This is a genomic window from Nonomuraea rosea (assembly GCF_039539705.1).
GTDB lineage: Bacteria > Actinomycetota > Actinomycetes > Streptosporangiales > Streptosporangiaceae > Nonomuraea > Nonomuraea rosea.
The window spans coordinates 45,533-56,465 of sequence record NZ_BAABDQ010000062.1 but is presented as its reverse complement, the minus strand read 5'-3'; the positions used below and the strand labels follow the sequence as shown (position 1 = coordinate 56,465).

Here is a 10,933-nt window from a genome sequence, read left to right as displayed (position 1 = left end):
AGCGGGAAGTCGCCCATGAACACCGTCTGGCTCTTGATCTCACCGGTGGTGTTGTTGATGAACTCCGCCGTCACGAACATCGGGGCGGAGAAGGTCATGTCCTTGTCTTTGCACTCATCGACCGAGTACTTGGGCGGCTCGAACCGATGGTCGCGGAACGACAAGGACATGGTCCCCGAGAAGTCCTCGATGGGACTGATCTCTTCGAAGATCTCTTCCAGGCCCGACTGGGTCGGGACGTCCTTGCGCCCGGCCTGGCGAGCCGCCTCTACCCGAGCCTTCCACCTCTCGTTGCCCAGCAGCCAGTCGATCGACTCGGTCTGCAGAGCGAGAAGGTCAGGAACTTCGAGGGGCTCCTGGATGCGCGAAAAAGAGACGCGATGGGGACCGGCGGGTATGGTGGAGGCGTTGCGCGGGACTGCCACAAATGTCCTTCCGAGGGCTCGCGGCGGAGTGAGGACACGCACGCCAGACAACCTCGCAACGTGAGCGAGCGGAGCGGGTCATCTAGAAGGCAGCGTGGAAAAATAAGCTTACTAGCAATACAGTGATTTGTCCACGCTAACGCAGACCCCAGCGTTCCGGTCGCATTTTCATGATGCCTTATACCGCCCCCACTTGTCAATTCCCGAGCGCGGCCCATCAAGGCTTCCAGCCGGTGCTCACGTTGACGATACCGGTGCCGTCTGAACGTCGGGTCCATTGTCCCACCGATTACCAGTGCCGTTCATGCCAACCGGATCCCAGCCACTGCCCTGAACGGCGTACCAAGTACGCTCCCAGGAGAAGATCTCGTTTGCGCCGGCGCTGCGCGGGGTGAGCTCACTCCCCCGACCGGCCTGGGCGGCAGGGCGCCGAGCCGATCACGACATTCGCGTCGCCATCGCCCACGGTGAACGGCCGGCGATCTCGGCCCCCACCACCGCGCCTATAAGAACCTCGACTTCTTCACCCAGCTCAGGCCCGGTTCCTGCCACCGTCGAACGCGACGACCCCCAAGCCCGCAACCGGAGCCAGGGCACTCGTAGCCGAGGACCGGGACACTCGGGGTCAGGGACCGGGGCACGGGAATCAGTGCATTCGGGGCACTCAAAGTCGAGGACTTTGCGCAGTCCTCTGCGACGGCGAACCTTGCGGCCGGGCTCTGCCGTATCGCCGTGGAACCACTGTCATTCTCAGCCGGCCGCAACGGTAAGGATCACTTTGGCGCACGAGTGGGACGTGAGCGGCCAGGAGACCGGTTCGAGTATGCCTCCGCAGGCGACGGGCGGCAGGAGGATCACCTGGGCAGCAGTCCCCAGGGAGGTGGCGGCGGGGATCGAACGGCTGCTCGGCGACAGGGTGGCCGGTGCGGTCAGCCAGCCGGGCGGGTTCTCCGAGGGCTTGGCCGCGCGTTTGCGGCTGGCACGTGGCGGGCGTGCGTTCGTGAAGGCGGCGAGTACGTCGACCGCGCCCGCGGTGGCGGCCTTCCATCGTAGGGAAATCGTGATCTCGCGGCGCCTTCCCCGGACGGTGCCGGCCCCGCGATTGCTGGACGCCTATGACGACGGCGACTGGGTCGCCCTGATATTCGAGGAGATTCCAGGACGGCTACCCGCCCAGCCCTGGCGGCGCGATGAACTCGAGCGAGTTCTGGCGGCTGTCACCGACCTGAACCAAGCCTTGACCCCTTCGCCGGTAGACGGGACGCAGCTGGGCAGGCCGCGGCTCGGAGGCTGGGCGGCTCTGGCGAACGGCGCCGCCGGGATCGAGAGCGCCACCGTCAAGAGGATCGATGCGCTTTCACCGTGGGCAGCCGGCCACCTGGACGAGCTCGCCGCCCTGGAGGAGAGCGCCGCGTCCGCTCTGGCTGGTCAGACGCTCCTGCACGGGGACCTGTATCCGTTCAACATCATGCTGACCCCGGAGCGCGTCTTCGTCGTCGACTGGCCGCACGCATGGGTCGGGGCCGGTCACTGCGACGCGGTGACGCTGCTGGCCGGCGTGTCGCTCAGCGGGATGGATCCGCAGCCGATCGCCGAGGCCCATCCGCTGACCCGTGACCTCGATCCGGCTCAGGTCGATGCGGTGCTGGCGATGCACTCGGGGTTTCTCCTCCGGGTCGCCGCGTCGGCGGGCCCGGGAACGGATCTGAACTTGGTGAACATGATGGTCGCCCTGGGCCTGGCCTCGCTCCGCTGGCTACGAAACCGTCTCTGAAGCGGCAAACGCTCCCTGAAGGCACCGCATATGAGGCGGCGAACGCTCCCTGAAGGCACGGCATATGAAGCGGCGAACGCTCCCTGGAGCCACGGCACGTGAAGCGGCGAACGCTTCGTGAAGACACGGCAACGAATCAGGCCGTGCGCCACACCGACGCCCTCCCCCGGCCTTCCCAAGCCCACCCTTCCCAGGCCCTCCCTGAAACAAGCCTTCTTCCCAGGCCCTCCCCCAGACAAGGCCACCCTTCCCAAGCCGATCTCCGGGATAAGCCCAGCCTTCCCAGCCCCTGAGATAAGCCCAGCCTTCCCAAGCCCACCCCTGAGGTAAGTCCGCACGTCGGGGCCGCCCACGGACGCAACCCCGCTCGCGCTCACCAGCGAGCACGGATGCTAGCTTGCCGATCGTGTCTGAGTATCTGCGAGAGCTGTTCTCCCTTCACGGCCGGCGTGCCCTGGTGACCGGTGGCAGCTCCGGCATCGGGTACGCCATCGCGGAGGCGATCGGGCGCGCGGGCGCCGAAGTCGTGCTGGTCGCCCGCAGGCAGAGCGAGCTCGACAAGGCCGTGGACCGGTTGCGCGGGCACGGCGTCACCGCGTCCGCGATCAGCGCCGACCTCGGCGACCGCGACGCCGTCCAACGGATCTGCGCCACGGCGGGCGACATCGACATCCTGGTCAACGACGCCGGCAACAACATCCGCAAGCCGATGGCCGACCTCACCCTCGACGACTACGAGCAGACCCTCGCCGTGAACCTCACCGCCCCCTACCTTCTCGGCCAGCACTTCGGGCCCGAGATGGCCGGGCGCGGTTGGGGCCGCATCATCAACGTGGGCTCACAGCAGTCCATCAGCGCCTTCGGCAACAGTGGCGTGTACGGCGCCGCCAAAGCCGCCATCACCGGCCTGACCCGTTCGCAGGCCGAGGCGTGGTCGGCGAGCGGGGTGTGCGTCAACACGATCATCCCCGGATTCGTGCTGACCCCGCTGACCGAACCCGCCCAGGCCATCCCCGGCCGCGTCGAAGCCCTCGCCGCCCGCCACATGGTGAAACGCAACGGCCTCCCGCAGGACTTCGCAGGGGCGGCCGTGTTCCTGGCCGGTGATGCCTCCGCATTTGTCACCGGCCAACTACTCTTCGTGGACGGCGGCTTCTCCGCCCACTGACCGCGCCCCTCGACGCGACCCATCGGACAGGAACGGCACCTGCTCCGTCGCTTGGCCCACCATCGGTACAGGTCCGCAGACGACGGCTGCCCCACCCGCCGAGTCGCACAGCCGCGGAGGTTCGGTGGCGGTGGTGGCCCGTCCGCCCGACCGCGTATCGGTGCGGCGCCGACCGCGCTGAACGGCGAATCGGGCACTCCCCCACGCTCCAACTGCGCTTTCGCACGAGGTTGTCCTGGTTCGTCGTCAGCTGGGTCAGGCTCTGGCGTGAGGATGGATCATTGATCCCGGCGCCTTTACTTTGTAGATTATTTGCGGCGGATCTGGCGCACCCCCGCCCCTTCGTGCCAGGCGTCGATGACCAGGTCGTCGCCCTCGACGCGGGTCCACACCGCCTCCGTCAGCTCGATCCTGAATAGGTGCGAGTCGGTGCCGGGCAGCTGGAACGACGTTAAGACCGCCTCATCGGTGATCTCCACCGCACGCCCGGTCAGCTTCACGTCGCCTTCCCACGCGGACGGATCGGGTCCCTCGGGGTCCTTCGAGCCCACGTGGATGGCCATCCTCGGATCCCGCCGCAGGTCGAGGGCCTTGACCGCTTGCGGCATCGACCCCGTCCACAACTCGCCGTCCTTGAAGCTCGTCTCGATGCCGCTCACCCGGGGCGAGCCGTCTTTGCGCAACGTCGCCAGGACCTTGTGCTTGTAGGCGTCCATCAGCCGCCGCGCCACCGCCGCCAGCTCCGGCGCCTGCTGGTCGAACTCTTGCCATGAGGCCATGGCCATCATCATGGACGACGGCACCGACAGAATCAGCCCCGCGCACACGCAGGCGCTCCCCCGTGGCGAAGCGCGTTTTACAAATCCGCGCCGGGGTCATTAGTTTGTAAACGAACAGACGTTTACTAATGGGAGGCGAGCATGACCACCAGCCATCCGTTCACCGCCTCGGTGTTCATCGGCACGAGCCTCGACGGGTTCATCGCCCGCAAGGACGGCGACCTGGGCTGGCTCACCAGCCGGGGCGAGGCCGCGGGCGATGACCTGGGCTACCAGGACTTCATCGACGGCATCGACACCGTCGTCATGGGCCGCGGGACGTACGAGCCGGCGCTCACGTACGATCCGTGGCCGCACGAGGGCAAGCACGTCGCGGTGCTCAGCACCACGCTGGAGGTGGGCGCAGACCCGCGCGTCACCGTCTATCGCGACCTGGACCAGCTCATCGACGGGCTGGCCGAGCGCGGCACCAAGAGCGTGTACGTCGACGGCGGCCAGATCATCACGACGTTCCTGCGCGCTGGATTGGTCGGAGAGATCACCATCACCACGGTGCCTGTGCTGCTGGGTACGGGGCTGCCCCTGTTCGGGCCGCTCGGCGGTGACGTGCCGCTCGTCCACCGCTCGACCAAGGTGTTCGGCGCGGGCGTCGTCCAGTCCACGTACGGAGTGTTGCGCCAGGAGGAGGACCCGGCAGGCTGATCCGGCATGGATGTCCAGGCGTCTCAAGGCCGCGACGAAGCGGAATCAGGCGGCGACGCCTGGGTAGACGCGGAGTCAGGCGGTGCCCGGATAAGGGCTGGGCATTCCGACGAAGTGCGTGCACGTCCAGCGCAGCCCGAGCGCACTCCAGGAAGTGCACGGGTCCAGGGCGCATACGTCCAGGTCACGTCCCGATAGTCCATCCGGCTCCCCCAGAAAGCCATCGTGGTTCGAGGGGCTCGATCTTGCTGACGCCACCCAAGGCGGAGATCCGACGCCGGCCTTGAAGGGGATGACCCAAGGCGGCGGGACGGTCTCCGGCCCCCGCCGAGCGTGCCTGCGGCCACCTGCAAATCGCTCATTCGATGCCTGGGTCAGGCGCGGCGGCGGGCGCGGTAGGCGCTGGCCTTGGCGCGGTTCTGGCACGACAGGCCGCAGAACCGGCGCGAGGCGTTCCGTGTGACGTCGAAGAACACCAGCTCACAGCCGCCCGCCTCGCAGGTTCGCAACCGCATCCCCTGGCCGACGCCGATCACCATGGCCAGCGCCGTAGCGGCGTCGGCGGCCCAGGCATCCACCAGGTCCGACTCCGGGCCGTGAAAGGCCAGGACGGGTGGGTCGCCGTGCAGGTTGGGGACGGCGCGGTGGCGTACCAGGACCTGGTTGAGCCGGGCGATCGAGCCCGGCGCGCCGGTGAAGGCCGGGCGCAACTCGGCGGCCACGTCCGCGAGCCGGTCAGCGTCGGCGCCGGTCAGCGACCGGCTCGGCGTCCAACCGTGGAGCGTGAACGCGGCATCGAGCGCGGCCCGGTGATCACCAGACTGATCGCCCGACAGATCACCGAGCGGATCGCCGGACAGGTCGCCGGGCTGATCGGCCAGCTGGCCGATTGGTGGGTTGGCCAGCTGGTCTGCTGACGGATGCTCCGGCCGGTCGACTGGACGGCCGCGGGCCTGGGTGACGGCCAGTTCGTTCACCAGGATCACGGCGAGCTCCGCCCACCGGCCGACATAACTGTCTATTTGGGATTGACCAGTGATGCGCCATGCCTCTATCGTCACCGTCATAGCTTAGCTAGCCAGTGATTGAATAGTGAGGGGATCTTTCCATGAGCGCATCGTCGCGGCTCGCCCGCCGCATGTGGCACCAGCTTGAGCCCATTCACGCGGTGCTGTACTTCTCGCCTCAGGCGTTCGAGGAGGCGGCCGTGCTCGGTTACGACGTGGAGTCGCGCTGGCCGAGCTATTTCGCTTTCCGTACGGCTCCGCTTGGCCGGGCCGGCACGCGGCTGGCGACGGCGGCGTATTACAGCTTCAGCCCGCAGATGATCGCCGAGCATGTGCCCGCTGTCTGGGACGTCGCCACCCCCGAGCAGATGCTGCGGACGCGGCTGACGGCGGTGGACAGGACCTACCGGCACCTGCTCGGCGATGCGGTGGCGGGGACGGCGATCACGGAGGCGGCTGAGCTGGCCAGGCGGGCCGCCGAGAGCGTGACGGTGGCCGGGCGGCCGTTCGCGGCGGCCAACCTGGACCTGCCGTGGCCCGACGAGCCGCACCTTGTGCTCTGGCAGGCGGCCACCGTGCTGCGCGAGCACCGCGGCGACGGCCACCTGGCCGCGTTGCTGGCCGCGGAGCTGGATCCGTGCGAGTCGCTGGTGTCGTTCGCGGCCGTCGGCGCCGCGCCGGTGGCGAACTTCGCCGGGCGGGGCTGGAGCGAGCAGCAGTGGGAGGCCGCACGGGAACGTCTGGCCGCGCGGGGGCTGGTCGGCGAGGACGGCCAGGCCACCGAGGCCGGGCGGGCGCTGCGCGACCAGGTGGAGCTGATGACCGACGACCTGGCGGCCGAGCCGTGGCGGCTGCTCGGGGAGGAGCGCGCGGAGCGGCTGGCCCAGCTCGGCTCGCCGTTCCTCGGTGCGATCTTCGGGGCCGGGTTGCTGCCGATGACCAGCACTCTCGGCATCGCGACCGTCAAGGTCCCTGAGTCAGCTTCTCGGTCGTAACGACCGAGCTTGCGGTTCCTCGTACGTCGATGGCTTCGACGGCCTGGTCTGCGTCAGGCAGCGTGACTCACTGCCTGGTCCGCCGCACCGCGCGCGGCGATGTCACGGGCTGCGTTGACATCGGCATGCTCAGCGAAGCCGCACGACGTACCGCAGAACAGGGTCTGGCAGTGCAGCGTGACCCGCTGGGGCTTGCGAAGCCGTACCCGGTCGCGGATGCCCTGGAGGTCTTCCAGGGCGGATGGCGGTCGCCGACCGGGTGGCCGCCATCGGCCGCGTCCCGGCGGGTGAGCGCCTATCTGATCGCGGTCACCGGCAAACCCGGCCTGGCCTGGCCCTGCTCCTCTTCTGTCTGATCGACACTCACATGCGAAGAACGGGGCTAGTCGCGAGCGGGGCGGAGGGCCTCGGGGTGGGCGGCGAAGTAGTCGCCGATCGACGCGGGCGGGCGGGCGGTGAGACGTTCGACCGCGTGCGTGGTCACGTCGAACCAGCCCTCCCGCTTGTACGCCCCCAGCCCGGTCCACCCCTGGACGTACGGCTCGGGTAGCCCCCACCCCGCCAGCATCGCGGCGAGTTCGTCGTCCGTGACCTGCTCGCAGCGGATCGTACGCCCCGTGACCTGCGAGAGCGTGTCGGCGACGTCCGCGTCCGTCACCGCGGCCGGCCCCGTGACCTCAAGGAGCTGCCCCTCGCAGCCGCCGTCGGCGAGCACGGCCGCGGCGACGGCGGCGCTGTCGTCGCGGGTGATGTGTCCGACCCTGCCATCCCCCGAGTTGCTGGGCAGGACCCCCGTGGAGACGGCGATGGCGGGCACGCCGACGAGGTTCCACATTTCGGGCCACTGGTTGAACCGCAGCGCCGTGAACGTCAGCCCCGACTCGGCCAGCAGCCGTTCGGTGTCGCGGTGGTTCTCGATGAGCGCCTGTGGCTGTCCCGGCTCCCCCGCCCTGGCGAACGACGTGTAGATCACCTGGCCCACCCCGGCCTTGGCCGCCGCCTCGATGGCGTTGACATGTCCAGGCACCAGGCCGGTGAATGAGCCCATGCTGATGAGCAGCAGCCGCTCCGCCCCCTCGAACGCCCCGGTCAGGCTGCCGGGCTCGTCGAAGTTCGCGTACCGGGTGGCCACCCCCAGGTCGGCGAGGTCGCCGGGCGTACGGGACAGGGCGACGACACGGGCGGCGTCCACCCGCTGGAGCAGATGCCGTACGGTGAGCCGCCCGAGCTGCCCCGACGCTCCACTGACCACGATCACGATAAATCCCCTCGTTGGTTGACTTGCGTAGTCTGATCATTGGCCAGCAGCCGAAAGGTCCGAAAGAAGGCACATTCATGTCCCCTGCCGCCACCGCGCTCCCACCCGGCCCCATCACCGTGGACGACCACCAGAACTGCCCGGCGACCGGCGTCCTTCGCCGCGTGGGCGACAAGTGGAGCGTCGTGATCCTGTCGGTCCTGGCCCGTGGAGCGCACGGTTTCAACGAGCTGGACCGTACGGTGGAGGGCCTCAGCCGCCGCATGCTCACGCGCACGCTGCGCGGCCTGGAGGAAGAGGGGCTGATCAGCCGCACCGTGCACCCGAGCGTGCCCCCGCGCGTCGACTACGCGCTCACCGAGCTGGGCAGATCGTTTCTGGAACCGGTGACCGCCCTGGGCCTGTGGGCCGTCACTCACCGGCCCGACCTGGACGCGGCCCGCACCCACTTCGACGGCGCCACCCGTGGAGACGTGCGCCTTTGACGGCCGTGGCCACCGGCGAGGTGTCCGACCCGGCGCTGTGGGGCGCCTGGTCCGCCCACTGACATCGCTCCCGGCTATGGTGCGTACGTCTCACCCCAGTCCGGAAGCTTCAGCGCCTAACAGACACACCCCAGCCCACGCTCCGTCCCGGTCTCGCGAACCATGACCGGCCGGGACGGAGCGTATGCGCGCCTATGCCCCTCCCGCCGCCTGCCCGGCGGGTTCCGCGGGCACGGGCAGAACGGATCTCCGGTTCCGCATGCGGACGAAGGCCCAGAACGCCACCGACGCCACACCCGCATCCGGAGGCGCCATCACGGTCTCGTCGAACGTCCCTGCCTCGCCGACCCGCACCAGATGGGGCGGTGCCCCCGGCCACAGCAGTTCGGCGACCGCGGGCATCCCGGCGCTGTCCTCGCAGTCGTAGTCGCGTCCCCTCACCTGCACCGCCAGCTTCACCATCGAACGCACTATCATTCGGTCCATGTCACCGCGATGGGAACCAGACCCCGACATTCGCAGGGGCCGAAGCGTGGTTGCCGACCTCCATGCCCATTTGGTCTTTACCCCTAAATATCGGGGCGAGGTGTTCACCGAGGAGATGCTGCGCTGCTGTGAGAGCATCATGATCGAGGTGTGCGACGACTTCGGTGCCGTCCTGGTCGACTTCAACGGCGAGCACGATCATGTGCACCTGCTGGTCCACTACCCGCCTAAAGTCGCCTTGTCGGTCTTGGTCAACTCCCTCAAGGGTGTCTCGGCCCGGCTCCTGCGCAAGGAGTTCGGCCCGCATGTCGGCCAATATCTGTCGGATGGGCACTTCTGGTCCCCGTCCTACTTCGCCGCCTCCTGCGGCGGTGCCCCGCTGTCGATCGTCAAGGAGTACATCGAGAGCCAGAGACGGCCGGGCTGAGCTGCTCACGAGAACTGCCCCGGCCTCCCATCCAGACCTACCGTCCGGGGGCGCTGTTCCGCAGGCGCCGGTCGGTCGCGTCCTGGGAGCCCCTGACGTGCTCGGACCGTCCCGAATTCAGACCCCGGCGGTAGCCGTACCGCCGATCGCCTTCCGTCCTCGGTGACGGCAACGCGCTCGCTTGTGGGCAGCGCGCATACCCTCCTGTCCCCCGGCCTCCTGACGTCGTGTTCACGTGCCCGCTTGGTGGAGTGGGGCGAGGTTGTGTTCTGGCAGGCGCAGGGTGCCGTCGGCCAGGTGCTCCGGATCGCCGGCACCGGGGATGGCCAGCACACGCCGGCTTGGCACCCTGCGACGAGCCCGGAGCCATGCCCGGAGCTGGGTCCGGAGCCGGGCAGGCGATCGCGGAGAACGGCGTTAATGCCGCCCCTTCGCGCCGCAGGCCTGCGGGGCGCTCATCCATGGCGATCACCCCATTGACGGGCATCGATCATAAGGTTACGGTCGGGACCGATATCGCGCACAAACGAACACCCGTGGAGGTGGTGCGGCGAAACGGCTGTTCCCCGATCCCGACTACGCCGCCAAGCCCAGCCTCGCCTGGCGGGACGGGGTGCTGCTGAGCGTGGCCCAGGATCCGCGTCACGTGTACGGCACGTCCGGCGACCAGATCTTCAAGATCGAGAAGTCGACGAAGGCGCTGACCGTGTTGCTGACTGATCCGGGGATGGAGGGGCTGACGGCCGACGGCTTCGGCAACCTCTATTACAAGATCAACGAGCGGCTGCACCGGCTCGCCATTTCCGGCCTGTGAAGATTTCGGCCTGAACCGATATATCCGACACCCCCTGACGCAGCCCCGTGCGAAGAATGCTCAGAGCGTTACTCTCGGTCCTGGCGGGCACGGTGCTCGCGATCGTCGTCGCCCCCGCGCTGCCCGCGCAGGCGGGGATCTGGCACGAGTACCCGTCGCTCATCTCGACCCATGGCCGGCAAGCTGCAGACCGATGAGACCCTCTTCGGCGCGACCATGCCCGGCAGGATCCCCGCCGCGATCAACTCCTCCATCGCGGACTCCGATTGGCAGTACAAGTGGGAGGAGATAGCGGTCTCCAACGGCCAGACCTACGAGGCGGGCATCAACCGGATCGTCACGTCCCTGTCCCGTGGCAGGCCGGTGATGGTCCTGGTGATCCCGGGCAAGCTGCCCTGGTGGAACGCCTCCACGCCGACCCTCCGGCACTATGTGACCATCCACGGGTACGACGGCGTGGTCCACGGCGACGGATCCGTGCATCCCACGACGTTCAAGGTCGCCGACCCCGCGGACGCGAGCGAGCACTCCATCGATGTGGGCAAGCTCCTGCTGGAGAACGCCAATCTCGCGTGGAACGGGATCGGCACCGTCGCCATCGTGCGAACCTGAC

Annotated in this window: 14 protein-coding genes and 1 pseudogene; 10 read left to right on the top strand and 5 right to left on the bottom strand. The window is 68.4% G+C overall.

All coding sequences use genetic code 11. From position 1 onward, the window contains the following. Nucleotides 1–425 (bottom strand): annotated as a pseudogene (locus ABEA43_RS63225) (DNA-directed RNA polymerase subunit beta); the annotation flags it as partial. 880 nt (nt 426–1,305) lie between these two features. On the opposite strand from ABEA43_RS63225, the gene ABEA43_RS63220 reads away from it, so the two are divergent. Both ABEA43_RS63220 and ABEA43_RS63215 read left to right on the top strand, forming a co-directional pair. After that, nucleotides 1,306–2,199 carry a phosphotransferase family protein gene (locus ABEA43_RS63220; protein ID WP_345579018.1) on the top strand — a complete coding sequence of 298 codons (894 nt, stop codon included), beginning with the start codon at nt 1,306–1,308 and terminating at the stop codon, nt 2,197–2,199. A 406-nt stretch (nt 2,200–2,605) separates the two neighbouring features. Further along, entirely contained in the window at nt 2,606–3,367 is a 762-nt protein-coding gene (locus ABEA43_RS63215) for an SDR family NAD(P)-dependent oxidoreductase (protein WP_345579015.1), read from the top strand. Between the two features lie 308 nt (nt 3,368–3,675). On the opposite strand, the gene ABEA43_RS63210 is transcribed toward ABEA43_RS63215, so the two are convergent. Beyond that, the gene (locus ABEA43_RS63210; protein ID WP_345579012.1) at nt 3,676–4,146 is read right to left on the bottom strand and encodes a pyridoxamine 5'-phosphate oxidase family protein; all 471 of its coding nucleotides are present in this window, start codon (nt 4,144–4,146) and stop codon (nt 3,676–3,678) included. A gap of 141 nt (nt 4,147–4,287) precedes the next feature. On the opposite strand from ABEA43_RS63210, the gene ABEA43_RS63205 reads away from it, so the two are divergent. After that, nucleotides 4,288–4,848 (top strand): dihydrofolate reductase family protein, encoded by a 561-nt coding sequence (locus ABEA43_RS63205; protein ID WP_345579009.1) that lies wholly within the window; start codon nt 4,288–4,290, stop codon nt 4,846–4,848. Nucleotides 4,849–5,222: 374 nt separating this feature from the next. Here ABEA43_RS63205 and ABEA43_RS63200 read toward each other — a convergent pair whose 3' ends face one another. Next, on the bottom strand, nt 5,223–5,834 hold the full coding sequence (locus ABEA43_RS63200; RefSeq protein ID WP_345579005.1) for a CGNR zinc finger domain-containing protein: 612 nt from the start codon (nt 5,832–5,834) through the stop codon (nt 5,223–5,225). A gap of 122 nt (nt 5,835–5,956) precedes the next feature. Between ABEA43_RS63200 and ABEA43_RS63195 the strand changes: the two genes are divergently transcribed. Then, entirely contained in the window at nt 5,957–6,850 is an 894-nt protein-coding gene (locus ABEA43_RS63195) for an SCO6745 family protein (protein ID WP_345579002.1), read from the top strand. 29 nt (nt 6,851–6,879) lie between these two features. Continuing rightward, complete coding sequence (locus ABEA43_RS63190) at nt 6,880–7,206, top strand: hypothetical protein (protein WP_345578999.1); 327 nt, start codon at nt 6,880–6,882, stop codon at nt 7,204–7,206. Between the two features lie 26 nt (nt 7,207–7,232). Here the strand turns inward: ABEA43_RS63190 and ABEA43_RS63185 are convergent, their stop codons facing one another. After that, the gene (locus ABEA43_RS63185; RefSeq protein WP_345578996.1) at nt 7,233–8,108 is read right to left on the bottom strand and encodes an NAD(P)H-binding protein; all 876 of its coding nucleotides are present in this window, start codon (nt 8,106–8,108) and stop codon (nt 7,233–7,235) included. A gap of 77 nt (nt 8,109–8,185) precedes the next feature. Between ABEA43_RS63185 and ABEA43_RS63180 the strand changes: the two genes are divergently transcribed. Then, nucleotides 8,186–8,593: a winged helix-turn-helix transcriptional regulator gene (locus ABEA43_RS63180; protein ID WP_345578992.1), complete on the top strand. Its 408-nt coding sequence runs from the start codon at nt 8,186–8,188 to the stop codon at nt 8,591–8,593. A 192-nt stretch (nt 8,594–8,785) separates the two neighbouring features. On the opposite strand, the gene ABEA43_RS63175 is transcribed toward ABEA43_RS63180, so the two are convergent. Continuing rightward, nucleotides 8,786–9,055, bottom strand: coding sequence for a hypothetical protein (locus ABEA43_RS63175; RefSeq protein WP_345578989.1), 270 nt, complete (start codon nt 9,053–9,055; stop codon nt 8,786–8,788). Nucleotides 9,056–9,077: 22 nt separating this feature from the next. Here ABEA43_RS63175 and tnpA point away from each other — a divergent pair, with 22 nt between their 5' ends. The 4 genes from tnpA to ABEA43_RS63155 all read left to right on the top strand — a co-directional run bounded on the left by tnpA (nt 9,078) and on the right by ABEA43_RS63155 (nt 10,932). Beyond that, nucleotides 9,078–9,506, top strand: a complete 429-nt coding sequence (tnpA, locus tag ABEA43_RS63170) for an IS200/IS605 family transposase (RefSeq protein ID WP_345578986.1) — start codon at nt 9,078–9,080, stop codon at nt 9,504–9,506. A gap of 646 nt (nt 9,507–10,152) precedes the next feature. Further along, the gene (locus tag ABEA43_RS63165; RefSeq protein ID WP_345578983.1) at nt 10,153–10,320 is read left to right on the top strand and encodes a hypothetical protein; all 168 of its coding nucleotides are present in this window, start codon (nt 10,153–10,155) and stop codon (nt 10,318–10,320) included. Nucleotides 10,321–10,376: 56 nt separating this feature from the next. Continuing rightward, nucleotides 10,377–10,517 (top strand): hypothetical protein, encoded by a 141-nt coding sequence (locus ABEA43_RS63160; RefSeq protein WP_345578980.1) that lies wholly within the window; start codon nt 10,377–10,379, stop codon nt 10,515–10,517. Next, nucleotides 10,492–10,932, top strand: a complete 441-nt coding sequence (locus ABEA43_RS63155) for a C39 family peptidase (RefSeq protein ID WP_345578977.1) — start codon at nt 10,492–10,494, stop codon at nt 10,930–10,932. Before ABEA43_RS63160 ends, ABEA43_RS63155 begins: the two co-directional genes overlap by 26 nt. The last annotated feature ends 1 nt before the right edge of the window (nt 10,933 follow it).

Coding starts and splice junctions, on each gene's coding strand:
- ABEA43_RS63210 (WP_345579012.1), bottom strand. CDS start 4,146: ATGGCCTCATGGCAAGAGTTCGACCAGCAGGCGCCGGAGCTGGCGGCG.
- ABEA43_RS63205 (WP_345579009.1), top strand. CDS start 4,288: ATGACCACCAGCCATCCGTTCACCGCCTCGGTGTTCATCGGCACGAGC.
- ABEA43_RS63195 (WP_345579002.1), top strand. CDS start 5,957: ATGAGCGCATCGTCGCGGCTCGCCCGCCGCATGTGGCACCAGCTTGAG.
- ABEA43_RS63190 (WP_345578999.1), top strand. CDS start 6,880: ATGGCTTCGACGGCCTGGTCTGCGTCAGGCAGCGTGACTCACTGCCTG.
- ABEA43_RS63180 (WP_345578992.1), top strand. CDS start 8,186: ATGTCCCCTGCCGCCACCGCGCTCCCACCCGGCCCCATCACCGTGGAC.
- ABEA43_RS63175 (WP_345578989.1), bottom strand. CDS start 9,055: ATGGTGAAGCTGGCGGTGCAGGTGAGGGGACGCGACTACGACTGCGAG.
- tnpA (WP_345578986.1), top strand. CDS start 9,078: ATGTCACCGCGATGGGAACCAGACCCCGACATTCGCAGGGGCCGAAGC.
- ABEA43_RS63160 (WP_345578980.1), top strand. CDS start 10,377: ATGCTCAGAGCGTTACTCTCGGTCCTGGCGGGCACGGTGCTCGCGATC.
- ABEA43_RS63155 (WP_345578977.1), top strand. CDS start 10,492: ATGGCCGGCAAGCTGCAGACCGATGAGACCCTCTTCGGCGCGACCATG.